This is a genomic window from Acinetobacter sp. NCu2D-2, assembly GCF_001647675.1.
In the GTDB taxonomy this organism is placed as follows: domain Bacteria; phylum Pseudomonadota; class Gammaproteobacteria; order Pseudomonadales; family Moraxellaceae; genus Acinetobacter.
This window is the reverse complement of sequence record NZ_CP015594.1, coordinates 2,185,888-2,209,692: the sequence shown is the minus strand read 5'-3', so window position 1 is coordinate 2,209,692 and position 23,805 is coordinate 2,185,888. Positions and strand designations below refer to the sequence as shown.

27 protein-coding genes and 2 pseudogenes are annotated in these 23,805 nt (G+C 42.7%); 19 read left to right on the top strand and 10 right to left on the bottom strand.

Annotation, left to right across the window (positions count from 1 at the left end):
- Positions 1-121: 121 nt before the first annotated feature.
- Positions 122-712, top strand: a complete 591-nt coding sequence (locus tag A3K93_RS10625; protein ID WP_067731203.1) for a TIGR00730 family Rossman fold protein — start codon at positions 122-124, stop codon at positions 710-712.
- Between the two features lie 25 nt (positions 713-737).
- Positions 738-1,139, top strand: coding sequence for an NUDIX hydrolase (locus A3K93_RS10620; RefSeq protein ID WP_067731202.1), 402 nt, complete (start codon positions 738-740; stop codon positions 1,137-1,139).
- Between the two features lies 1 nt (position 1,140).
- Here A3K93_RS10620 and A3K93_RS10615 read toward each other — a convergent pair whose 3' ends face one another.
- A complete protein-coding gene (locus A3K93_RS10615; RefSeq protein WP_067731201.1) occupies positions 1,141-1,776 on the bottom strand; it encodes a ComF family protein in 636 nt (211 codons plus the stop codon).
- Positions 1,763-3,808, bottom strand: a complete 2,046-nt coding sequence (gene recG / locus A3K93_RS10610; protein ID WP_067731200.1) for an ATP-dependent DNA helicase RecG — start codon at positions 3,806-3,808, stop codon at positions 1,763-1,765. The genes A3K93_RS10615 and recG overlap by 14 nt, the downstream gene beginning before the upstream one ends.
- A 33-nt stretch (positions 3,809-3,841) precedes the next feature.
- Here recG and A3K93_RS10605 point away from each other — a divergent pair, with 33 nt between their 5' ends.
- Entirely contained in the window at positions 3,842-4,642 is an 801-nt protein-coding gene (locus tag A3K93_RS10605) for an NAD-dependent epimerase/dehydratase family protein (RefSeq protein WP_067731199.1), read from the top strand.
- Between the two features lie 125 nt (positions 4,643-4,767).
- Here A3K93_RS10605 and plsB read toward each other — a convergent pair whose 3' ends face one another.
- Positions 4,768-7,329 (bottom strand): glycerol-3-phosphate 1-O-acyltransferase PlsB, encoded by a 2,562-nt coding sequence (gene plsB / locus A3K93_RS10600; protein WP_067731198.1) that lies wholly within the window; start codon positions 7,327-7,329, stop codon positions 4,768-4,770.
- Positions 7,330-7,610: 281 nt separating this feature from the next.
- Between plsB and A3K93_RS10595 the strand changes: the two genes are divergently transcribed.
- Complete coding sequence (locus A3K93_RS10595) at positions 7,611-8,483, top strand: acyl-CoA thioesterase (protein ID WP_067731197.1); 873 nt, start codon at positions 7,611-7,613, stop codon at positions 8,481-8,483.
- A gap of 46 nt (positions 8,484-8,529) precedes the next feature.
- Here A3K93_RS10595 and A3K93_RS15115 read toward each other — a convergent pair whose 3' ends face one another.
- Positions 8,530-8,664: a hypothetical protein gene (locus A3K93_RS15115; protein ID WP_257736110.1), complete on the bottom strand. Its 135-nt coding sequence runs from the start codon at positions 8,662-8,664 to the stop codon at positions 8,530-8,532.
- A gap of 189 nt (positions 8,665-8,853) precedes the next feature.
- On the opposite strand from A3K93_RS15115, the gene A3K93_RS10590 reads away from it, so the two are divergent.
- On the top strand, positions 8,854-10,098 hold the full coding sequence (locus tag A3K93_RS10590; protein ID WP_067731196.1) for a dicarboxylate/amino acid:cation symporter: 1,245 nt from the start codon (positions 8,854-8,856) through the stop codon (positions 10,096-10,098).
- A 46-nt stretch (positions 10,099-10,144) separates the two neighbouring features.
- Here A3K93_RS10590 and A3K93_RS10585 read toward each other — a convergent pair.
- From A3K93_RS10585 to A3K93_RS10560, 6 genes and pseudogenes are all read right to left on the bottom strand, one after another.
- Positions 10,145-11,082 (bottom strand): annotated as a pseudogene (locus tag A3K93_RS10585) (metal-dependent hydrolase).
- A gap of 108 nt (positions 11,083-11,190) precedes the next feature.
- Positions 11,191-12,045: a ribosome biogenesis GTP-binding protein YihA/YsxC gene (gene yihA / locus A3K93_RS10580; protein WP_067731195.1), complete on the bottom strand. Its 855-nt coding sequence runs from the start codon at positions 12,043-12,045 to the stop codon at positions 11,191-11,193.
- Positions 12,046-12,147: 102 nt separating this feature from the next.
- Positions 12,148-12,588: an RrF2 family transcriptional regulator gene (locus A3K93_RS10575; RefSeq protein ID WP_067731194.1), complete on the bottom strand. Its 441-nt coding sequence runs from the start codon at positions 12,586-12,588 to the stop codon at positions 12,148-12,150.
- Between the two features lie 85 nt (positions 12,589-12,673).
- On the bottom strand, positions 12,674-13,882 hold the full coding sequence (gene hmpA, locus A3K93_RS10570) for an NO-inducible flavohemoprotein (protein ID WP_067731193.1): 1,209 nt from the start codon (positions 13,880-13,882) through the stop codon (positions 12,674-12,676).
- A 155-nt stretch (positions 13,883-14,037) separates the two neighbouring features.
- Positions 14,038-15,588 carry a helicase HerA-like domain-containing protein gene (locus A3K93_RS10565; RefSeq protein ID WP_067731192.1) on the bottom strand — a complete coding sequence of 517 codons (1,551 nt, stop codon included), beginning with the start codon at positions 15,586-15,588 and terminating at the stop codon, positions 14,038-14,040.
- 18 nt (positions 15,589-15,606) lie between these two features.
- Entirely contained in the window at positions 15,607-16,809 is a 1,203-nt protein-coding gene (locus A3K93_RS10560) for a PLP-dependent transferase (protein ID WP_067731727.1), read from the bottom strand.
- A 164-nt stretch (positions 16,810-16,973) separates the two neighbouring features.
- Here A3K93_RS10560 and A3K93_RS10555 point away from each other — a divergent pair, with 164 nt between their 5' ends.
- The 14 genes and pseudogenes from A3K93_RS10555 (at position 16,974) to rplX (ending at position 23,802) form a co-directional block, all read left to right on the top strand.
- Complete coding sequence (locus tag A3K93_RS10555) at positions 16,974-17,711, top strand: type 1 glutamine amidotransferase (protein ID WP_067731191.1); 738 nt, start codon at positions 16,974-16,976, stop codon at positions 17,709-17,711.
- A gap of 268 nt (positions 17,712-17,979) precedes the next feature.
- On the top strand, positions 17,980-18,291 hold the full coding sequence (gene rpsJ / locus A3K93_RS10550) for a 30S ribosomal protein S10 (RefSeq protein ID WP_000070912.1): 312 nt from the start codon (positions 17,980-17,982) through the stop codon (positions 18,289-18,291).
- A gap of 60 nt (positions 18,292-18,351) precedes the next feature.
- Entirely contained in the window at positions 18,352-18,990 is a 639-nt protein-coding gene (gene rplC, locus A3K93_RS10545; protein ID WP_067731190.1) for a 50S ribosomal protein L3, read from the top strand.
- Positions 18,991-19,001: 11 nt separating this feature from the next.
- Positions 19,002-19,604 (top strand): 50S ribosomal protein L4, encoded by a 603-nt coding sequence (gene rplD, locus A3K93_RS10540; protein WP_067731189.1) that lies wholly within the window; start codon positions 19,002-19,004, stop codon positions 19,602-19,604.
- Positions 19,601-19,921, top strand: a complete 321-nt coding sequence (rplW, locus tag A3K93_RS10535) for a 50S ribosomal protein L23 (protein ID WP_067731188.1) — start codon at positions 19,601-19,603, stop codon at positions 19,919-19,921. Before rplD ends, rplW begins: the two co-directional genes overlap by 4 nt.
- An 11-nt stretch (positions 19,922-19,932) precedes the next feature.
- Positions 19,933-20,757, top strand: a complete 825-nt coding sequence (gene rplB / locus A3K93_RS10530) for a 50S ribosomal protein L2 (protein ID WP_067731187.1) — start codon at positions 19,933-19,935, stop codon at positions 20,755-20,757.
- 19 nt (positions 20,758-20,776) lie between these two features.
- Positions 20,777-21,052: a 30S ribosomal protein S19 gene (gene rpsS, locus A3K93_RS10525; protein WP_004281508.1), complete on the top strand. Its 276-nt coding sequence runs from the start codon at positions 20,777-20,779 to the stop codon at positions 21,050-21,052.
- A gap of 11 nt (positions 21,053-21,063) precedes the next feature.
- On the top strand, positions 21,064-21,393 hold the full coding sequence (gene rplV, locus A3K93_RS10520; protein ID WP_035265103.1) for a 50S ribosomal protein L22: 330 nt from the start codon (positions 21,064-21,066) through the stop codon (positions 21,391-21,393).
- A gap of 1 nt (position 21,394) precedes the next feature.
- Positions 21,395-22,211: pseudogene (gene rpsC, locus A3K93_RS10515) on the top strand (30S ribosomal protein S3).
- Positions 22,151-22,564, top strand: a complete 414-nt coding sequence (gene rplP / locus A3K93_RS10510; RefSeq protein ID WP_067731185.1) for a 50S ribosomal protein L16 — start codon at positions 22,151-22,153, stop codon at positions 22,562-22,564. The pseudogene rpsC and the gene rplP overlap by 61 nt, the downstream one beginning before the upstream one ends.
- Positions 22,564-22,761, top strand: a complete 198-nt coding sequence (gene rpmC / locus A3K93_RS10505) for a 50S ribosomal protein L29 (protein ID WP_067731184.1) — start codon at positions 22,564-22,566, stop codon at positions 22,759-22,761. Before rplP ends, rpmC begins: the two co-directional genes overlap by 1 nt.
- Positions 22,758-23,015 (top strand): 30S ribosomal protein S17, encoded by a 258-nt coding sequence (gene rpsQ / locus A3K93_RS10500; protein WP_067731183.1) that lies wholly within the window; start codon positions 22,758-22,760, stop codon positions 23,013-23,015. The genes rpmC and rpsQ overlap by 4 nt, the downstream gene beginning before the upstream one ends.
- 91 nt (positions 23,016-23,106) lie before the next feature.
- On the top strand, positions 23,107-23,475 hold the full coding sequence (rplN, locus tag A3K93_RS10495) for a 50S ribosomal protein L14 (RefSeq protein WP_004725701.1): 369 nt from the start codon (positions 23,107-23,109) through the stop codon (positions 23,473-23,475).
- Between the two features lie 9 nt (positions 23,476-23,484).
- Positions 23,485-23,802, top strand: a complete 318-nt coding sequence (gene rplX / locus A3K93_RS10490; RefSeq protein ID WP_067731182.1) for a 50S ribosomal protein L24 — start codon at positions 23,485-23,487, stop codon at positions 23,800-23,802.
- Positions 23,803-23,805 lie beyond the last annotated feature (3 nt).

Here is a 23,805-nt window from a genome sequence, read left to right as displayed (position 1 = left end):
CCGAATGGGTGTATTTTAGACAAGGATTTAAATAAAAACACTGATTAAACGGTTAATTTTTTAAAAAATTGCCTAAACTTAGAGCTGATTATTCAGTCTTTGGCTGTAATGGAGCATATTCATGAATTCTATCGCAATCTTTTGTGGTTCAGCATTGGGCAATAGCCCAGTGTACGCTGCAATCGCAGAGAAAGTTGGACAAAGCCTGGCAAACCGTAACATGACCTTGGTCTATGGTGGTGGTCGTTCAGGTTTGATGGGTATCGTGGCTGATGCTGCTTTGGCGGCAGGCGGTAAAGTGATTGGTGTGATTCCAACTCAGTTGGTGGATCACGAGCTTGCACATCCACATTTAACCGAGTTGCATGTGGTTGAAAATATGCATGAGCGTAAGACCAAAATGTCAGAATTGGCTGATGGCTTTGTAGCGATTCCTGGTGGTGTCGGTACGCTTGAAGAAATTTTCGAACAGTGGACTTGGGCGCAGCTCGGGATTCATGAGAAACCTTGTGCATTTTTAAATGCAGAAAATTTCTATACAGGATTGATTCAATTTATCCAACATACCACTGAGCAAGGTTTTACCAAAGAACGTTTCGCTGAAAAATTGATTGTAGATACAGACTTTGAATCTATTTTAGATCAATTTGAACAGTATCAAGCACCTCAAGCAAAATGGGGGATGGTTGATCAGCAAGATCTTGTCAAATAAGCTCATTTACAGAAGATAGAAATTCATGAAAGTTATTACAGTTGCTGCTGCGGTCATTTTAAATGAAGCCCATCAGCTATTGGTGGTGCGTAAGAAAGGCACAGCATGTTTTATGCAGGTGGGCGGAAAGCTTGAACCAAATGAAGCAGCAGAACTTGCCATGCTACGTGAGATTAAAGAAGAAATTTGTTGCGATGCTCAAATTGAATCTTTTATTGGACGATTTGAAACTAAAACGGCAAATGAGCCAGATCATCAGTTGGTGAGTTATCTGTATCATGTAACTTTAGATGATACACCACATATTGAAGCAGAAATTGCTGAAATGAAATGGGTTAATCTTGATGATACTGAAACACGATTAGCGCCGTTAACCACAGAAATTGTCATGCCTTGGGTCAAAGAATATCTATTAGCCCAAGCCTAATTCAGATTTTTGCACCAGCGATACAGGCTGCATGTATATGCGTGCAGCCAAGTAGTTTAAGTTGATCGCTGAGTGCGCGGATCGAACTGCCTGTAGTCACGACATCATCAATAATCAGCACACGGCGATAACACAGTTTAGATGGATTATTGATCTCAAATTGGGAATCAATATCTTCAATTCGCTCGAGTCGGCTTAAACCTTTTTGTGAATGTTGTGCGCGACGTGTAATTGGTTGCCACACCGGAACATTTAAGTGCTTCGCTATATGCTTAGCTAACACTAAGGATTGATTATAACCACGCTCAATGATACGTTCTGTTGAGATTGGCATGGGGACGATCGCGCTGACTTTGGGTAACCTTAAGCTCAGTAAACTCCCAGCCAAAATCGACTGCAAATGTAGTTTTTGTTCATATTTAAATAATTGAATGAGTCGATCCATCGGATAGGCATAGTCACAGGCAATATGAATATCGAGTGCTTGTCGTTGGATAACTGTTCTTGACCAAGGCAAACTGTTCCAGCAGTCCTGACAGAGTGCATAGTGTGTTTGATAATCTGCATGGCAAAGCTGACATGGCTGTAAATGTCTGAGCCAAGTCTGCGCTGTTTGCAGCAGATTAAACATAGGCATATCGAGGTGCCTCTGGAAGCCAACGTTTTAAAAGTGCTTCTGCCTGTTTTGGATAATCTTTTAACATTTGCTGTGCCACGTAATGCGCCTGACTGAGCAAATGGTCATCGCGTTCGAGTTTCGCGACCCGAAAATTCATATCGCCTGTTTGTTTAGTGCCAAGCAATTCACCGGGACCACGGATTTCCAAATCTTTTTCAGCAATCATAAAGCCATCATTGGTTTCACGCATAATGCGCAGACGTTCTTGTCCATTTTGCGACAATGGATGCTTATATAGTAGGGCACAGAAGCTGGCTGTTGCACCACGTCCAACACGACCACGTAACTGATGCAGCTGTGACAGTCCTAAGCGTTCCGCATTTTCAATCACCATGATAGACGCATTAGGCACATCGACACCGACCTCAATGACAGTTGTTGCAATGAGTAATTGCAACTCATTATTTTTAAATTGCTGCATCACGGCTTGTTTTTCATCTGCTTTCATTTTGCCATGCACCAAGCCGATGTTTAGATGCGGATATTTTTCCTGAATTTCAGCAAAGGTTGCTTCAGCGGCTTGTGCATCTAAAGTTTCGGATTGCTCCACCAAAGTACATACCCAATAGGCTTGTTTGCCTTCGGCACAATTTGTGGCAATACGGTCTAGTACTTCTGCACGTCGATCGAGCGGGATGGTTACAGTCTGAATGGGTGTACGACCTGGTGGAAGTTCATCAATCACAGAGGTATCTAAATCCCCATAAGCCGACATCGCCAGTGTGCGTGGAATTGGGGTTGCAGTCATCACCAGTTGATGCGGTGACATGCCATTTAGACCTTTATTGCGTAGTGCTAAACGCTGATCGACACCAAAACGATGCTGTTCATCAATAATCACGAGTCCAAGTTTGGCAAACACAATATTGTCTTGGAATAGGGCATGCGTACCCACCACCATATGTGCTGAACCATCGCGAATCATTTGTTCAGCGGCAGCACGGGCTTTTCCTTTTTGCTTGCCTGACAGCCAAGCAATATTAAGACCGAGTGGCTCAAGCCATTTTTTAAAATTTAAATAATGTTGTTCTGCCAAAATTTCAGTGGGTGCCATGAGTGCCACTTGCCAACCTTCTTCAAGTGCATGACACGCTGCAACGCCTGCAACCAGTGTTTTACCTGCACCGACATCACCCTGCACTAGACGAAGCATGGGTTTATTGCCTTTCAGGTCTTGTGCAATTTCGTTGGATACTCGTTTTTGTGCACCCGTCATCTCAAAGGGAAGTGTAGCGAGCAAACGTTGAGCAAAAGTTTTGCTGGGTGAAAATGAGGGCGCTTCGATTTGTTGTACATAAGCACGGCGCGTTAATAAGCTGATCTGATGTGCAACTAGTTCTTCAAAAATCAAGCGCTGCTGAGCAGGATGAGTACCTTGAGCCAATTGCAACATATTGGCATCCACAGGCGGATGGTGGATATATTCGAGTGATTGCTTGAGGGCATAGCCATTGGTGAATTTTTTCGGCAGTAACTCAGGAAGATCATCACTGTATTGTGCCAAAGCCTGTTTAATAAATTCACGTAGTTTAGGTTGCGTTAAACCTTCAGTGGCAGGGTAAATTGCGGTGAGTTCAGTTTGTGGGAGTGGTGTATGCTCAGTAATCAGTTGCAGTTCAGGATGATACATTTCCAAACCACGCGCACCGACACGGACTTCGCCAAAGACACGTAAGCGAGCACCAAGTTTGCAACGATCGGTAATGCCTTTATAAATATGATAAAAACGTAAGGTGACTTTGCCACTCTCGTCATCAAGCAAAACCGCCATCGACTTGCGTTTACCGGGTGGAAAATCTACACCTTTGACGATACCTTCCAATAAATAGCTGCGACCCACGTTCAATTGATTCATGGGAATGATCGTGCTACGGTCTTCGTAGTCACGCGGCAGATGAAAAAGTAAATCGTCCGTATTAAAAATATTTAGTTTTTCGAGTAAAGCAGCAGCGGCATTGCCGACGCCTTGTAACTGTTGTACTGCAGCCATTTCCTCTCAACTCAAGTTCGTGATTCGGTGTAAATGCATATTTTATTTATAGGTTATGGTAAAACATCCGCGCGCATTGCCAAACAATTATTTGAACAAGGACATCAAATTAGCACAATCAGTCTCAGTGCTAAAACAGATCTATTTGCTACTCATCAGATTCAGGATGTTCATCAGCTTGAGTTATCTCAGCATCAGCCGATTGATTGGGTTTATATATTGTTAAGCCCGAAAGATAGTAGTGTAAAAGGCTATCAAGAAACTTATTTGGATTCCGTACAACCTATTGTTAGCGCTTTAAAATTTCATCCTATCAAACGCATGATTGTGGTTTCTTCGACTCGTGTGTATGGTCAGAATGCTGGTGAAATCGTAAATGATGAGAGCTTAATTCAACCCAATGATGCTCAAGGTGAAATTTTGTATCAGATGGAAAAAGCGTATCTCAAGGCATTTCCTGAACGCTGTACGATCATTCGTCCGAGTGGCATTTATGGCACATCAGTTGCCCGTATGCAAAACATGGCGAGGAACTTAGCGAGCTATCCAAATTTACATTGGTCGAACCGTATCCATATTGATGACTTATCATTTTTCTTGTCACGGATGATTCACGTGGAATATTTTGAAAATTCTTATATTTTAACCAATAACCAACCACAGCTTTTACAAGAAACGATTCAGTGGTTTCAAAAGCAGATGAATTTACCATTGCTGAGTGTGGAACGTGATGAAGTGACAGGAAAAAGACTTTATGCAACACGAATGCAAAAAATGGGTTTTGAATTAAAACATCAAGATTGTTTGAAGGATTATTTGGAATTGATGAGTTAACCCTCCTTTTTCAAAGGAGGGAACTTCCTCCCTTTAATAAAGGGAGGTTAGGAGGGATTTTATATACCCTTATCCTCTTGCGGAATATATTCCTTATCCAAAGGGAGAAGGGTTTTTGATCAGTCCTATTTCTTCTTCCGCTTCTGATTTTTCTTGGCTTTCGCAGCAGCAAGTGCTTCTAAAGCTTCTTTCAATTCTTCATCGTTAAATGAAGTGATGTTATGCAACATTTGCAGTTTTACTTCATCAAGTACTAAGTCGGCATATTGCGCGATTTGGCTAAAGTTCTCATCAAAGACAATCGCATTATCATCATTGGTACTGATATAACCTTTTTGCGTCAATACCTTAATGAAGGTTTGGAAGAGCGCTTTATCGAAGAACTCTGGTGAGTTGAATTCATAAAGAACGGATAAACGTTGGCCCACCAATTGACTGAGCTCTTCAACTTGGCGTGTCGACATCGTACCTGAACCACGCTGAGTAATGAGCGCAAGCGTCATGTAGTAGCGTTCGATACTTTGCATTACAGGTGCTGCAAGGACTTCTAGCTGATGATGTGCTTCACTGTTTGGTGTAGGCGCAACGAGATTTTCGCCATCCACCGTCATCAATTTGGCTTGAATCAATCCATCAATATAGGCATTAACTTGATCTGCAATTTCATCTTCACGCCATTTTAAGAACAGTTCTGCTTTTAAGAATGGATAAAGTGTTGCACTCATATTCAACACATCACTGCGTCGAATAATGCCATTATGATTCACCAAAGCAGCAACCAATGACGGCACAACAAAAGCGTGCAAAATATTATTACGGAAGTAGGTGAGCAATACAGCTTGACCATCTTCAATGGCAATAATATCACCGAGTACATGGCTGACACGTTTGATATGTTTGAGCTTCAGTGCATAAGCAATAATTTCTTTACCGGACAATGGTGTCACTTGCATACGATTGTCATATGGAAGTGATTGAAGCAAGTTACGGTAAGTATCTAATTGCTTAATACAAATTTCTTCATCAAGCGTATGTTTTGGTGTTGCCAGTAAGATTAACGATAACAATGAGATCGGATTCACCACGGCTGCACGGTTAATATTTTCCAAAATCGCTTGTGCGGATGAATTCACCGCTTCCGACACTTCATGTGGAATAGGGTCATCATTCTTTTCAATCTTCACGTGCTCTGCACCGTGTTCTTTGAGAATGTCATCAAGGAAAACGGGTTCACCAAAGTTCAGATGGACTTTACCGAAGATACGTTCAATTTTGCGTAAGGTTTTTAGAATACCAAAGATCGATTCCGCTTCTTTTTCCTTACCATTCATTTCACCAACATAAGTCGCACCTTCCATCAGACGTTCGTAACCAATATAAGTTGGTAAGAACACAATCGGTTTAGCCTTGCCGCGTAAATGACCATGAACGGTCATTGCCAACATACCGGTTTTTGGTGGAAGCAAACGTCCGGTACGTGAACGACCACCTTCAATGAAGTATTCCAGTGGGTTGTTACGAGACAAAATACTGTAGAGGTATTCTTTAAATACGGTGGTGTAAAGTGCATTGCCGCGGAAAGTACGGCGAATAAAGAATGCACCACCACCACGAAGAATTTGCCCCACAAATGGCATATTTAAGTTATCACCCGCAGCAATATACGGCACCATCAAACCACGGCTATAAATCACATAAGACAATAACAAATAATCGATATGACTACGGTGACATGGGGTGTAGACAATTTCGTAGTCTTTTGCCAGTTCACGTACTGTACTGAAGTTATGCACTTCAACACCGTCATACAGCTGCGTCCATAAACGGGTTAATAATTTATCTGCAAAACGAACTGTTGAATGCGAGTAGTCAGATACGATTTCGTTTAAATAGCCAATCGCACGGCGCTCTGCATCCAGCATACTAATTTTGCTGCGGATACTTTCATTACGGATGGCTGCTTGTACATCTGCAGATTTGATCAGACCTTGCATGACATTACGACGGTCAGATAAGTCTGGACCCAAGACCACTTCACGCTGAGCATCTAAGTAGTCGTTTAATGTGCTAACGATATAAGTCGCTGGCGATAAATTTGGATGTGTGGTTTTGGCGTATTCAACTAATGAACGTAGTGACTGACCTTCATGGAATTCTAAATAGGATTGACGACCATGTAAGCCAATATTGACGAGCTGTTTTACGCGACTTGGGGTAGACCACGTATCGGTAAAGAGTAATTTAAACCAAGAATCTTCTTTTTCAGGATCACGACCCCAAAGCACGGTCACTGGAATCAGTTCAACATCAAGCTCGGGATTTTTTTCTAATAACTCGATTAAACGGAGTAGGCGCGGGGGGAACGCATGCGGCGGTGTGCTGAGTAAATTATTTTCATCACGATGTTGTAAAAACAGCACAGAGGCTTTTTCTTTTGCATTGCCTAAATCCATCGGATCGAGTGCCGCAGGTAATTTTAAACGACGGGTTTCACCATCCACCACCAGCGCATTACTACGTGAATGTGTTTGTAAGACGTAGCAAACCACTTTTTTCTGTGCTTGTTCAGTTGATGCTGGAGCTGGTGCTTCAGTTGGTACATCCCCTAAAACATGTGGGGTTACCACAAGATCAAGCATCTTACTTGATAACTTGCGATACATTTGACCAAAGCCACTCTTGGACATACAAACTCCTAATTTACTGAGCAAAACCACAGAACGTCTGAGGGGAAAATATTTTGCGTGATTCTTGTTAAAAACAATATGTCATTTTCTGACAAATTCACAGAAGTTGTTTGATTTTAGCCTGAAAGAAGGTGTTTTTTCTAGAAATTAACAAATTCACTATGACAGCGTAGTCAATCTAAGTTTAGAGTTTTAGTTGGAATTTATGGCAAAATACAGGCATTGTGATATAGATTTTTATCGGTCCATTTTGGATATCCCAAATATACTATAGGTCGCTTATGAATGCTTTAACCCAAGAATTGGTTGATTTGCTCAGCTTAGAAAAACTGGAAGAAAATATTTTTCGAGGTCAGAGTCGTAATCTGGTGGGTAAACGTGTGTTTGGTGGGCAAGTGCTCGGTCAGGCATTACGTGCAGCGTCTTATACAACGGATCGTCCAGCGCATTCATTGCATGCATACTTCTTATTTGGTGGTGATGTAAATGCACCGATTATTTATGAAGTAGACCGTATTCGTGATGGTCGTAGTTTTGTTAGTCGCCAAGTACGCGCTATTCAGCATGGCAAAACCATTTTTATGTGTATGGTGTCATTTGCGGAACAAGAAGAAGGGTTGAACTATCAAATTTCAGAACCTGAATATCCTGCAGTTGAAACTTTAAAAAATGAAGCGGAATTGAAAAAACAAATCGTTGAATTTGTCCCTGAAAATGTACGTGCTTCATTTATGCGTGATCGTCATGTTGAGCTTCGTCCAGTGATGCCAGTGAATCCATTCCAGCCTCAGCCTGAAGCACCAACGTATGCACACTATATTCGTACTCACGATAAGATTGCTCAGGACGTAGATGAGGTTTCACTACACCAAGCGATTGCGGCATTCTATTCAGACTTTACTTTAATGACCACAGCCTTGCGTCCACATGGTCTAAGTTATATTTCGCCAAGTCTACAATGCGCAAGCATTGACCATGCCATGTATTTCCATAAACCATTCAGAGCAGATGAATGGATGCTTTATGATATGGATGCGACAGTCAGTGCAAGTTCACGTGGTCTGAACTTTGGACGTATGTGGCAAAATGGTGAGTTAGTCTGTAGTACGACCCAAGAGGGTCTTATTCGCTTACGTGAAATCGAAACTCAATAAAGTATAAAAGATAAAAAAGCTGAATCATTGATTCGGCTTTTTTTGTTTAATGGCAATGTACAACTTTTTCATTGTCATGTTTATGACAACCTTCTTTTCCTTGACCTTGATGGCTCGATGAGTGTGCAAAAGCCTGACCAATGCTGCAAATAAGTGCAATGCTAATAACAAGATGTTTCATTATGGTGATTAATCCTTATTTATTGGACAATAGATTGCACTGTTGAAGCACAGAATGTGCCAATTTATATACTGTTTTTATTCATTTTTATCGGTTTGTGATTAACATCAAACTGCCAAAATAGTACTCGATTATCTGATTTGAGCATGGCATAGTGACGCTTAATATGGATATTGAATAGCTTCAATAATGAGCCTGAATACACAAATTCTAATTGCCGCAATATTGGGTGTGTTGTTTGGTTTTGTACTCACACTTTTTCCTGAAACCGCATTTTATAGCAATGGTTTGTATCTGTTAGGCATCGGCAGCAGCGTATTTATTGGCTTGCTAAAGATGATTCTGATCCCACTGATTTTTACATCAATTGTGGTGGGTGTATCTAACTTGCAATCAGGGGGGCAACTCAGTCGGACATGGAAAATTACCTTGGCTTGCTGTGTAACGACCACAACTTTAGCGCTGATTTTAGGCTTAAGCTGTGCGCACCTGTTTGATGTTGGAAAGGGTGTGGACGTGGTGATGTTTAAAGATGCTATGTCAGCACATCAAACACCAGATACGTTAACGCCGTCTTCATTCTTTACCAATTTTATCCAAAACACCTTAATTAACCCCTTTAAAGCATTTGCGGAAGGCAATGTGTTAGCAGTGGTTGTTTTTGCGCTGTTTATAGGTGTGGCATTGGTGGCAGGTGGAGAAAAGTTTAAAAGCGTACGCCAACTAACCCAGCAGTTTTTTGACATCATGATGTTGATCATTGGCTGGATTATGAAAATTGCACCAATTGGTATTTTTGCGTTATTAGCTAAATTGGTCGCTGCTGAAGATATTAGTGTACTCAGCCGTTTAGCTGAGTTTGCAGCAGTGGTGACAGGAACGACTATTTTCCATGGTGCTGTGGTGTTACCGCTGTTATTGTGGATCTTTGGCAAGATGAATCCGTTGACGTTTTTCAGAGGAACACGATCAGCATTGATTACAGCATTTGCAACCAGTTCCAGTTCGGCAACCATGCCTTTATCCATGAAATGCGCTCAGGAAAACCTTGGCGTACGCCCACAAACTGCAGGTTTTGTAATTCCACTCGGCACGCAATTAAATATGGATGGTACAGCACTGTATGAAGCAGCCGCTGCCTTATTTATTGCGAATTTAATGGGATTGGATTTAACACTGGGGCAGCAGCTCGTGGTGTGTGCCACAGCAATGATTGCCTCACTCGGTGCTCCAGGTATTCCAAGTGCGGGTATGGTGACCATGATTATGGTTTTGCAATCTGTCGGTTTACCTGCTGAAGCGATTGCGATTTTACTGCCGATTGACCGTTTACTTGATACCGTACGTACGGTAGTCAATGTTCAAGGGGATATGATGATCAGTGTGGTCGTCGATCGATACACCAAAAATATAGAGTCAGAGACATCTGCCTAAAATAAAAAAAGCAGGGTGCTCTCCCTGCTTTTTTTATAATCATCAATTATGCGATTTTCATCAGTGCGCGTTTTGCTGCAGCAGATTGATTTAAATAATCTAGCGCATCTTCTGTACTTGCTTCATGTACAGGGTCATACCATGGCATGAGATAGCCAAGCTGTTGTGACACCAACCAAAGTGGATGCGGCATAATATTGTGGTTGTCTTTCGCTAAACTCGCCCACTCACGCCAAATCCAAGGTTTATAAACTTTTGGTTTGATGGATTTGAAACGCGGGTCTTGCGACAGTAGATATGTGCTGCACCATCCACCCATAGCCCAATTACACCGATAATAACAGCAACACTTAAGTAATAACGCGCAATATAACTTCCACCTAAATGGCGATATAAGTCAAAAGCCACACTGCGATGTTCGATTTCTTCCGCACCGTGCCATTTGACCAAATCGAGCATATTCGGATCTGCACCCAATTTTTGCCATTCAGTATTATACAGAACATATTTGCCCAGCACACAAGTCATGTGCTCAACAGTTGCCACGATACCCAAACGGAACAAATCCCATTGATGTTCAGCAAACTTAGGAAGCTGATAACCCAAGGGTTGATCGGCAAGCAGTTTGTTGAATAAAAAATTCATGACATCCAAATTGCGCTGAACATCAATATTACGTTCATTTAAGTATTCTTTATTGGCACTGTTATGTGCCTGAGCATGCATAGCTTCTTGGCGAATGAATGCCTGTACATCATTTTTTAATTTTTCATCCGTAATCTGCGGTAGGACTTTGTTGTAGAGGCGACAGAACCAAAATTCACCAGCGGGAAGAATATTATTAATCTCATTAATAAAATAGCTGGCAAACGCCTGATTTGGAATCCAGTCTAAAGGGGTATCTTGCCATTCAAATTTTACTTTTCGTGGCTGAATAAAATAGGAAATGGAAGAACCAATTTTTGTTTTTTTAACATTGAAAATAGTACCATAACGCTATCCATAAAGGGTTATGCTCACAGTATCAATAAAAAATCCCGTACAGCTTAAAGCAATACGGGACAGTTATTTGTCAATTATATCACAAAATGTTTAGTTTTGTTGCTCTGATTTTGAGTTTTCTTCTGGCTCAAGAACTTCAGTAATTTTGCCATCGACTTCATCAAAATCTTCTTCAATGTCGTCTTCGCTAACTTCAGGAATTGCATCAAAGTTATATTCAACTTGCTCGCCAAGGGTGAAGTTTAAACGACCACCCATCACGCTCGCCAATTCTTCTAAGCCTTCTTTGTTTAAAGATGAGAATAATTGAATTGAGAAGTTAAGCTTCATTTTTTTCAATGCAGCTTTGACTTCTTGTAAGGCTTTTGAGGCAGGACCGCGGTTAAGTTTATCTGACTTGGTTAACAGCACATGCACAAACAGTTGGCGTGAATATGCCCATTCCAGCATCATCACGTCAAAGTGTTGTAATGGATGACGAATATCCATCAATAACACTAGGCCTTGTAAACTTTCACGATGAATGAGGTAGTTTTCAAGTTCTTTTTGCCACACGATTTTCATCGCTTCAGGAACTGCGGCATATCCATAACCCGGCAAATCGACTAGACGTTGATTTGGATTGCCCAAGCTAAAGAAGTTGATCATTTGTGTACGACCAGGTTTCTTTGACGCGCGTGCAAGCTGTTTTTGATTGGTTAAGGCATTAATCGCACTTGATTTGCCCGCATTAGAACGACCTGCAAATGCGACCTCAAAACCAATATCTTCTACGCATAGGCTGAGCTTTGGCGCACTCATCAGGAATTCAGCTTTGCGCAGCCAGTTGAGGGCTTGCCGCGAATATTCAGTAATGGCCGGATCAACTTTTTTGGCATAGCTAATCTTTTGCTTTGGGGCATTGGCTGCCTTACTGTTTTTCGACTTTCCTCTGCTGTGGTGCATGGCTCAACTTCAAACTTAAATTTACAAGCAGCCATTATAAAGGAAGTCATCCGGGCAAGCGAACTTTCCGGAAAAGTCATATAGGGAGAAATGAAAGGAAAATTAAAGATTGATCAGGCTGATCGGTGACTGGGTGCTGTAATGTCCCTGCAAAGGAGTCACGACATCGCTCAAGCTATATTGGTCCAGACTGGCATAAAATTGCTCAACGGCATTGTCTAAAATACCTTTCAAGCCACAGTTACTCCGCAGCACGCAGGGTGGGGTATTGCATTCCACCACCTGGCTGTCTTGTTGTAGTACACGTACGATTTGGCCCAAAGGAATTTTCAGGGTGACCGGATTCAGGCGAATACCGCCACCACGACCACGGGTAGTAATCAGCCAGTCCTGCTTTGCCATGAAATGTACAATTTTCATGGCATGATTCTCGGACACCTGCAGCTCATTTGCCAGTTCCGCAATGTTGTACGGCACTTCTTTCGGCTGGGCGATGTACATAAGAATCCGTAAAGCGTAATCGGTAAATTTATTTAACTGCATTATAAAACAGGAGTTTTCATAAAAGTCAGGGCTAGTCTAACACAGCCAGACTAGCCCTTGTATGCTTTCAGTTTAAACTGGCTGCTTAGTGGTGAACACCACCAGTGCCGAAGGCTTCACTGTGAATATTCTCGGCAGGTATGCCTCGGGCAACCAGTGCTTTATGCTGTGCAGCCATAAATGGTATTGGACCACACAGGTAATAGTCGGCATTTTCTGGAAGTAGTGCACGGTCAATTATGCTTAGATCCAGACGGCCAGCAAAATTATAATCCTCACCCAGCTTGTCACTGGCATGCGGGAATTCGTAGGCAGTTACCGTATGCAGGCGTGGATATTTTGCTTTCAGGTCATGAATGTGCTGTTTCATCGCATGTACCTGTTTGCTACGGCAGGCATGAATGAAAGTTACAGGTTGTGGCATATCCAGTGTCACTAGCTGGTTCAGCATGGCGACCATTGGAGTCAGACCTACACCACCACTGATAAACACATTACGTTTGTTTGGATCGATCAGGTAGAAGTTACCTGTTGGCGCTGACACTTCAATTTCCGAACCTTCTGGCAGGCTGTGTAGGGTGTTGGATACCCAGCCTGGCACCATGTCACCTTTCTGGTCTTCACGTTTTACCGAAATACGCAGGTAATCCGCTTGTGGACAAGTCGACAGAGTGTATTGACGTGGCTGTCTCAGGTTGAGTTCAGGTACGAATACACGTACTGAAATGTATTGGCCCGCTTCATATTTTGGTAAAGGACCGCCGTCGACAGGAGCCAGGTAGAAGGAAGTGATTTCGTCACTTTCCACCACTTTCTTAGCAATTTTGAAGTTGCGCCAGCCTAACCAGCTACCTTTAGTTTGTTCATGTTGGTCGTAAATCGCTTTTTCAGTCGCGATGAACAGATCCGCCAGTTGACCATACGCTGCAGCCCACGCCTCAATCAGTGGATCATCCATTGAAATGTTGAGCACTTCACTGATGGAATGCAGCAGGTTTTCCCCAACAATGCTGTAATCCGGCGCCTTAATGTTCAGACTCACGTGTTTGTGTGCGATCAGCTCAACCACAGGTAACAGCACAGAAGGATCTTCAATATTTTCTGCGTATGCCAGTACCGCACCTGCCAGGGCTTGTGCCTGCGCGCCACTACGCTGATGACCCATATTAAAAGTTTCTTTCAGATCCGGGTTATTGCCCAGCATACGGTTATAGAAATAACCAGTGAGTGCAACACCGTTTTCACGAAGAACAGGAACAGTTGCTTTTACAAGTTCAATTTGCTGTGGAGTCATAGCTGATCTCTCATGGCTGTTATTTATAAGATGTATTTAAAATACATCTTTAAAGATGTATTTGCAATGCATCTTTAAATTAAAACCATGAAAAAAATTATGGGATATAAAAATATCCCATAAAAATGATGCTTTTGATCGGAGAAAGGAGAGGATTATTTGCGGCCGAAGAGGGAACCTAATAAGCCACGGACAATTTTCTGCCCAGTGTTGCTTCCAAGGCTGCGAGCTGCATTTTTTGCAAAAGTGCCGACAATGTCCTGGGTGAGTTTTTCACGCTGCTTGGCGGCACGTTCCACTTCTTTCTGCTGTTCACGGGCCAGACGTTCCTGTTCCTTGGCTTGCTGCTTAGCGAGTGCTTCCTGTTCTTTGGCTTGTTGTTTGGCAAGTTCAGCGGCCTGTGCCTGCTGCTGACGTTCCTGTACTTTTTGCTGCAGCATTTCATGTGCACTATCCCGGTCGACCTGCTGCTCATAAATGCCCGCAACAATGCTTTGCTGCATTAGTACTTTACGTTCTTCAGGTATAATCGGGCTAAAAGAGGAATGCGGTGGCATGATCCAGCCGCGCTCTACGATCTGTGGCGTACCTTTCTCATCCAGACAGCTAATCAAGGCTTCACCCACAGCAAGTTCAGTGATGGCTTCCTGCACTTTAAACTCCGGATTAGCCCGGAAAGTATCCGCTGCCGTTTTAACCGCTTTCTGGTCTTTTGGGGTAAAGGCACGAAGGGCATGCTGGATACGATTACCGAGCTGGCCAAGCACACTTTCCGGTAGATCCAGTGGATTCTGGGTAACAAAGTAAATCCCGACACCTTTGGAGCGGATCAGACGCACCACCTGTTCGATCTTGTCTTGAAGGGCAGGGCTGGCATTGTCGAACAGTAGATGTGCTTCATCAAAGAAGAATACGAGTTTCGGTTGATCTAAGTCGCCCACTTCAGGGAGTTGCTCAAACAGTTCCGATAACATCCATAGCAAAAAAGTGGCATACAGCTTTGGTGTATTCATGAGTTTATCGGCAGCCAAGATGTTGATATTGCCACGACCTTGGCTGTCAGTTTGGATAAAATCCATAATATCTAAAGCGGGTTCACCAAAGAATTGGTCACCACCTTGGTCAGCGAGTGCTAATAAATTACGTTGAATTGCACCTAGGCTCGCAGGGGATAAATTGCCGTAGTCCTTTTTAAACTCTGCAGCATGTTCTGACACATAGCTGATCATGGCTTTTAAGTCTTTAAAATCAATCAGCAATAAGCCTTGATCATCTGCTATTCTAAAAACAGCGGAGAGGACACCTTCTTGTGTATCGTTCAAATTAAGTATGCGTGCTAAGAGTAGTGGGCCGATTTCGGAAATGGTGGTGCGAATGGGGTGACCTTGTTCAGCAAACAAATCCCAAAACACCACAGGTGAGGCAGCAAAGGGTATTGAATCAATATTTAAGCTCTGAATACGTTCGTCAAATTTTGGGTTACTTTCTCCCGCTTGGGCAAGACTCGACACATCACCTTTAGCATCGGCTAAAAAAACGGGTACACCAATTCGTGAAAAATTTTCTGCCAGTACCTTTAAGGTCACCGTTTTACCTGTTCCTGTTGCACCCGCAATTAAACCGTGCCGGTTAGCGAACTCTGAATGTAAAACAATTTCTTGTGAGGTATCTGAGGTTTTTTTTGCAATAACGATTGGTGTTCCCATATTTTCACCTATTGGTTTTTATTCAATTTTTTGTTGATTCATTTGTTTTAAAGCGTGTTCGATATCTTGTATTAAATCTTGTGGATGTTCTAGTCCTATACAAAAACGAACCAATAAACCTTGTTGTAAATGTTTATGAGCAAGGCTGCGCATCTCTTTTAAGTTATACAGCATCACAAGGCTGACCGGGCCACCCCAGCTAAAGCCAAGTTTGAATAGTGCTAAGGCATCACAAAAGTTGCGAATATCTTGTAGGTCATATTTCGCATCAAAAACGACACTGACTAAACCTGCGCTCTGCTGATCCTTGCAAATTTCTTTCCAATAATCATGACCTGCTGAGTTTTCATCTGCTGGGTGTAGGACTTGTACAAATTCTGTTTGTTGTTTTAGCCAATCTTTCAGTATTAATGCACTTTGTGCTTGCGCTTCATAACGTACACGCATAGAGGCAAGACTACGCTGAATTTGTGCAGTGTCATCGCCAGATACACTAATACCTTGAATTGCATGCATACGGAACAATTTGTGATGGAGTTTCTGATCGCGCGTTACTACAGATCCCATCAAGATATCGCCACCACCACTTGGGTATTTAGTGAGGGCATGTACGGTGATGTCTACACTTAAATGTTCATCACCAAAATCAAACGCATTAAATGCAAGGCCTGCACCCCAAGTATTATCGAGTGCAGTCAGTATATTGTGGGCTTGAGCTTTTTTTACGAGTCCTGTTAAGTCTGGAAATTCAAGCGTCACAGAGCCAGCAGCTTCGAGCCAAAGCAGCTTAGCTTTATCGCTTGGAGTAAAGGTGTTCACATCAATGGGGTTATATACCTTAACGTGAATGCCATAGCGTGTTTCTAAGTTGCGTAGATGCTCCATATTTGGACCATAGATATTATCTGCGACCCAAACTTCATCTCCATGACTTAAAAAGCATGAATTCACCAAATTAATAGCTGATAAACCACTTGGGCAGAGCAGATGATGTGTTCCGCCTTCAAGTTGAGCAATGTTGTCGCCTAGGGTAAAAGTCGTTGGTGTCCCATGTGTGCCATAACTATAGTCATAAGCATCCGTCCAATGGCGATTAAATAGGGCATCGGTGTTGTTAAAAATAATGGTCGATGCACGATAGAGGGGAGGTTGTACGGTTGAAATATATTGTGGGGCCTTTCGTGGTGCATGAATAAGAGAAGTTTGAGGATTTATTTTCACGCCAATGCTCTTAAATGTAATCAAATATTGCTCTACTTTAAGAGAATCTCGGTATTCACGCCAGTTCAGTTGCAAATTGTTTAAAAACAACACGTCATCTAAAAAGTTGGCTTCATTTTTGCAAAACCTTCAATCATAGAGATAAAACAATAGGTTTGTAGCGCATGAAGTCGCATTTAAGAGTTCATTATTTTCAGCATATTGCTGGTGAAGGTTTTGGTAGTTGCTATCAGTATTTAAAGGAACACAATGCAAAAATCACAGCAACCGAGTTTTTTGCATTACCTGTAGATCGTCCCTTGGATATCGAAGCATTACCAACGGTTGAAGAAGTGGATTTACTCATCATCATGGGTGGCACCATGAGTGTCAATGATGAAGCAAATTACCCATGGTTAAAAGTCGAAAAACGCTGGCTAAGACGTTACTTGGCACAAGGAAAACCTGCCATCGGATTGTGTCTAGGTGGACAGCTCATTGCGAATGCTTTGGGGGCAGCAGTGAGTCGTAATCCAGAACAAGAATTAGGTTGGAGTAGTGTACGCCGTATTGCCAATGTACCCAATGATGTCTTTTTGCTACCAAAAGAAATAGAAGTGCTGCAGTGGCATAGCGAAACTTTTGAAATTCCTAAAGGTGCAGTGCACTTAGCTGAAAATGACGCTTGTCGTAATCAAATGTACCAACTTGGACAAAATGTTCTTGGCTTTCAGTTTCACCCAGAAATTACACCTGAATCTTTAGCGTTGTTTTTGGAAGATGATGATGAAATTGCGATATTTAAAGGGAAGTATGTGCAAGATTTCGAAAGCTTGAGAAAATCACCAAAAGAAAAATTTATACAAGGAAATCAATTGCTTAATAATGCGATTCAATATGTTGTAGAAAAAACATACCAGTGATTAAAAAATAAGCTCTTGATTTGCGGAATAATTTGAATTGTTAGAGAAAACAGTAAAAAGAGATTTGCTTATGCAATAAACAATAGCTATAATAAGCGACCCTTTAATGAAAGGGGGTTAACTGCGAAGAAAGTAGTTAACTATCGTTACAGTCGTGGCATCGATCATGACCTTAGTGATAACTCACTGCCTTTGACACTTGCCTTATTTAGTGGGGTGAGATGCGTCAAGGGTGATTCTTTATATATTTGGCTTGGAGTTAACTGGTATGTCTAACCAGAGAATTCGTATCCGTCTTAAGTCTTTTGATCACCGTCTAATTGATCAATCAGCTCAAGAAATCGTAGAAACAGCAAAACGTACTGGCGCACAAGTTTGTGGTCCAATTCCAATGCCTACACGCATTGAACGTTTTAACGTTTTAACATCACCACACGTTAACAAAGATGCGCGTGACCAATACGAGATCCGCACTTACAAACGTTTGATCGACATCGTTCAACCTACAGACAAAACTGTAGATGCGTTGATGAAGTTAGATCTTGCAGCTGGTGTTGATGTTCAGATCGCATTGGGTTAAGGCTTTCGGGTTAATTAACACTCTGAGTTAATTAGGCCGCTTTTTTAGAGGTTTATGCACATGGCTATTGGTTTAGTCGGTCGCAAGTGCGGTATGACACGTATCTTTACAGATGCTGGTGTTTCTGTGCCTGTTACAGTGATTGAGGTTGATCCTAACCGCATCACTCAAATCAAAACGCTTGAAACTGATGGTTATCAAGCGATTCAAATCACTACTGGTGAACGTCGCGAATCTCGCGTGACTAACGCTCAGAAAGGTCACTTCGCGAAAGCGGGTGTTGCTGCTGGTCGTCTAGTTCAAGAATTCCGCGTTTCAGAAGCTGAGCTTGAAGGTCGTGAAGTTGGCGCTACTATCGGTGTAGATTTGTTCACAGTTGGTCAAATTGTTGACGTAACTGGTACATCTAAAGGTAAAGGTTTCCAAGGTGGTGTTAAACGTTGGAACTTCCGTACCCAAGACGCTACTCACGGTAACTCTGTTTCTCACCGTGTTCTAGGTTCTACAGGTCAAAACCAGACTCCTGGTCGCGTATTCAAAGGCAAAAAAATGGCTGGCCATTTAGGTGCTGAACGCGTAACTACACAGGGTCTTGAAATCGTTGCAATCGACGCAGAACGTTCAGTTCTTGTTGTTAAAGGCGCGGTTCCTGGTGCTACTGGTGGCGACGTAACTGTTCGTCCTACTATCAAGGCCTGAGGGGAAATAACGTGAATTTAAATACTGTTTCCGGCTCTGCTGTTGAATTATCAGAAGTTGCGTTCGGTCGTGAATTTAATGAAGCTCTTGTACACCAAGTTGTTACAGCTTATTTAGCTGGTGGTCGTCAAGGTTCTAAAGCTCAAAAATCACGCGCAGACGTTTCTGGCGGTGGTAAAAAACCATTCCGTCAAAAAGGTACTGGCCGCGCTCGTGCTGGTTCTATTCGTAGCCCAATCTGGGTTGGCGGTGGTAAAACTTTTGCTGCTCGTCCACAAGACTGGTCTCAAAAAGTAAACCGTAAAATGTACCGCGGTGCTATGCAATGCATCCTTGCTGAACTTGTTCGTCAAGATCGCTTGGTATTAGTTGAAGAGTTTGCTGTTGCAGCTCCAAAAACTAAAGAATTGCTTGCAAAACTTAACGACTTAAATGCGACTCGCGCATTGATCGTTACTGATGCTGTTGATGAGAACTTGTATCTTGCTGCACGCAACATTCCACACGTAGATGTGGTTGATGCGACTGCAATCGATCCTGTTAGCTTGATCGCGTTCGATAAAGTTGTTATGTCTGTAGCTGCTGCTAAGAAAATTGAGGTAGAACTCGGATGAACAACGAACGTTTATATCAAGTCCTTCAAGGACCTGTTTTCTCAGAAAAAGCGCAAGTTTTAGGTGAGACTGCTGGTGTTCAAGTTTTCAAAGTTGCACTTGATGCAAACAAACTTGAAATCAAAAAAGCAGTTGAACAATTGTTTGGTGTTCAAGTTGTTAAAGTTAACACTACGATCACTAAAGGTAAGACTAAACGCTTTGGTAAAACTATCGGACGTCGTTCTGATGTTAAAAAAGCATACGTCACCCTGAAAGCTGGCCAAGATGTTGAAATGGCTGACTTGGGCGATGCCGCTGAAAGCGCAGCGGAATAAGGACGAAAACTATGCCTATTCAAAAATGTAAGCCAACGTCTCCAGGACGTCGCTTTGTAGAGAAAGTGGTTCATAATCACCTTCACAAAGGCGCGCCTTATGCTCCACTAGTTGAAGCTAAAAAACGTACTGGCGGCCGTAATAACAACGGTCACATCACGACTCGTCACGTTGGTGGCGGTCATAAGCAACACTACCGTATCGTAGACTTCAAACGTAACAAAGACGGCATCCCTGCTGTAGTTGAACGTATTGAATACGATCCAAACCGTACTGCGCACATTGCGTTGTTGAAGTATGCTGACGGTGAACGTCGCTACATCATCGCGCCTAAAGGTTTACGTGCTGGTGATTCAGTTCAATCTGGTAACGATGCTCCAATTCGTCCAGGTAACTGCTTACCACTTCGTAACATGCCTATCGGTTCTACTCTTCACAACATCGAGCTTAAAATCGGTAAAGGCGCTCAATTAGTGCGTTCTGCTGGTACTTCAGCGCAGTTGTTGGGTCGTGACGGTTCTTACGCAATCATTCGTCTTCGTTCAGGCGAAATGCGTAAAGTGCATGTTGAATGTCGCGCTGTGTTAGGTGAAGTATCTAACTCAGAAAGCAACCTTCGTTCACTAGGTAAAGCTGGTGCAGCTCGCTGGCGTGGCGTTCGTCCTACCGTTCGTGGTATGGCGATGAACCCAGTTGATCACCCGCACGGTGGTGGTGAAGGTCGTAGCAAAGGTATTCAACCTGTAAGCCCATGGGGTCAAAAAGCTAAAGGGTACAAAACACGTACCAACAAGCGTACGACTAAGATGATTATTCGCGACCGTCGCGTTAAGTAACAAGTAAAGGAATCTGACAATGCCTCGTTCTCTGAAAAAAGGCCCATTCGTCGATGCGCACTTGTTCGCTAAGGTTGAAGCGGCTATCGCGGCTAATAACCGTAAGCCGATCAAAACTTGGTCGCGTCGTTCGATGATCCTCCCAGATTTTGTTGGTCTAACAATTTCTGTACACAATGGCCGTAACCACGTACCTGTGATCGTTTCTGAACACATGGTTGGTCACAAGCTTGGTGAATTTGCACCAACTCGTACTTATCGCGGTCACGGTGTTGACAAGAAGTCTAAACGTTAATAGGTGCTATGATGGAAGTAACTGCTAAATTACGCGGTGCCGCTATCTCGGCACAGAAAGCTCGTTTGGTTGCAGATCTTATCCGCGGCAAATCTGTTGCGCACGCACTTAACATTTTGAACTTCAGCAACAAAAAAGCTGCAGTTTTAGTTAAGAAAGCGTTAGAGTCTGCGATTGCAAACGCTGAACACAATAACAGTTTAGATGTAGACGACCTTAAAGTTTCTACGATCTACGTTGATGAAGGCATGAGCCTGAAACGTATTTTGCCACGTGCTAAAGGCCGTGCAGATCGTATTACTAAGCGTACTTGTCACATTACCGTTAAGGTAGGGGTTTGATATGGGTCAGAAGGTTCATCCAATCGGTATCCGCCTAGGTGTTGTGAAACGTCATAACGCTAACTGGTATGCGAGTCCGAAACAATACGCAGAATACTTGCTTAAAGATTTGCAAGTTCGTGAGTTTTTAACTAAAAAACTTAAGAATGCAATGGTAAGCAATATTCTTATCGAACGCCCTACAGGCGCTGCGAAAGTGACTATTAGCACTGCGCGCCCTGGTATCGTGATCGGTAAAAAAGGCGAAGATATTGAGAAATTACAACGCGAATTAACATCTATCATGGGTGTTCCTGCGCAAGTAAGTATCAATGAAATTGATCGTCCAGACTTAGACGCTCGTTTAGTTGCTGAAGCAATTGCTTCTCAATTAGAAAAACGCGTTATGTTCCGTCGTGCTATGAAACGTGCGGTTCAAAACACTATGCGTGCTGGTGCGAAAGGTATCAAAGTTGAAGTATCAGGTCGTTTAGGCGGTGCTGAAATTGCTCGTACTGAATGGTATCGTGAAGGTCGTGTACCTCTACATACTCTTCGTGCAGACATCGACTACGCTACTATGCGTGCTGAGACTACTTACGGTACGATCGGTGTTAAAGTTTGGATCTTCCGTGGTGAGATCTTGGGCGGCATGAAACAAGTCATGAACCCAGCTCCTGCTGAAGAACGTCCAGCTAAACGCGGTCGCGGTCGTGGTGAAGGTCAAGAGCGTCGTGGTCGTCGCAATGATCGTTCTGCTGAAAAAGGAGAATAATCCATGTTGCAACCTAAACGTACTAAATTCCGTAAAGTGCAAAAAGGCCGTAACACTGGTCTAGCACACCGCGGTAGCACAGTATCTTTTGGTACTATCGCTCTTAAATCAATTGAACGTGGTCAAATGACTGCGCGTCAAATTGAAGCAGCGCGTCGTACAATTAGCCGTCGTATTAAACGTGGTGGTAAAATCTTTATCCGTGTATTCCCGGACAAGCCTATTACTTCTAAACCACTTGAAGTGCGTATGGGTAAAGGTAAAGGTTCTGTGGAATATTGGGTTTGTCAAATCAAACCAGGTAAAGTCTTGTACGAAATTGATGGTGTTAACGAAGAATTGGCTCGCGAAGCGTTCACGCTTGCTGCTGCTAAGCTTCCGTTCAAAACCGCTATCGTGACTCGGACGGTAATGTAATGAAAACTAAAGATCTACGTGAAAAGTCGGTAGAAGAGTTGAAAACTTTGCTTGATGAGCAACAGTTGAACCAATTCCGTCTTCGTATGGCTAAGGCAACTGGTCAATTGGGTAAATCGCACGAAGTAGCGCTTACTCGTAAGACTATTGCTCGCATCAAGACCCTCCTTACCGAAAAACAGGGGAACGGACAATGAGTGAACAAACAGTCCGCACGTTAACAGGCAAAGTAGTAAGCGACAAAATGGACAAGTCTATTGTTGTGCTTATCGAACGTCGTGTTCAACACCCGTTGTATGGCAAATTAATCCGCCGTTCAACAAAATTACATGCTCATGATGAGAACAACACAGCTAAACTTGGCGATGTTGTGACTATCAAAGAAAGCCGCCCAATTTCTAAAACTAAGTCTTGGACTTTAGTTGAAGTTGTTGAAGCAGCTGCTGAGTAATTAACGTTCTTGTTGCATCATCGGTCGATTTCGAGTACTCTTTGAGCCTTTCGAATTTTCGACCGGTGTTGCTCGGTTTTGGAGTAGGGCAATGATTCAGACCGAAAGTATGCTCGACGTAGCAGACAACAGTGGTGCACGCCGCGTACAATGTATTAAAGTACTTGGTGGTTCACATCGTCGTTATGCTTCAGTTGGCGATATTATTAAAGTTACTGTAAAAGAAGCAATTCCACGTGGCCGTGTTAAAAAAGGCGACGTAATGAATGCAGTAGTTGTACGTACAAAATTCGGTATCCGTCGTCCAGATGGTTCTGTTATTCGTTTCGATGATAACGCTGCTGTTATTTTGAACAACAACAAAGCACCGATTGCAACTCGTATTTTTGGACCAGTGACTCGTGAACTTCGTACTGAACAGTTCATGAAAATTATTTCATTGGCTCCTGAAGTTCTATAAGAGGCGATCATGGCTAAGATTAAAAAGGGCGATCAAGTAATTGTGATCGCAGGTAAAGAAAAAGGCAAACAGGGTACTGTATTGTCAGTTTCTAACGACCAAGTTAAGGTTGAAGGTCTTAACTTAGTTAAGAAGCATCAAAAGCCGAACCGAGCTACAGGCGCTGAAGGCGCAATCGTAACTCAAGAAGCTTCGCTTCATATTTCTAACGTGGCAATTTTTAATGCTACAACCCAAAAGGCTGACCGTGTTGGTTACCAAGTGATTGACGGCGTGAAAACTCGCGTTTACAAATCAAATGGTGAATCAGTGGCGGTAGCGAAGTAATAG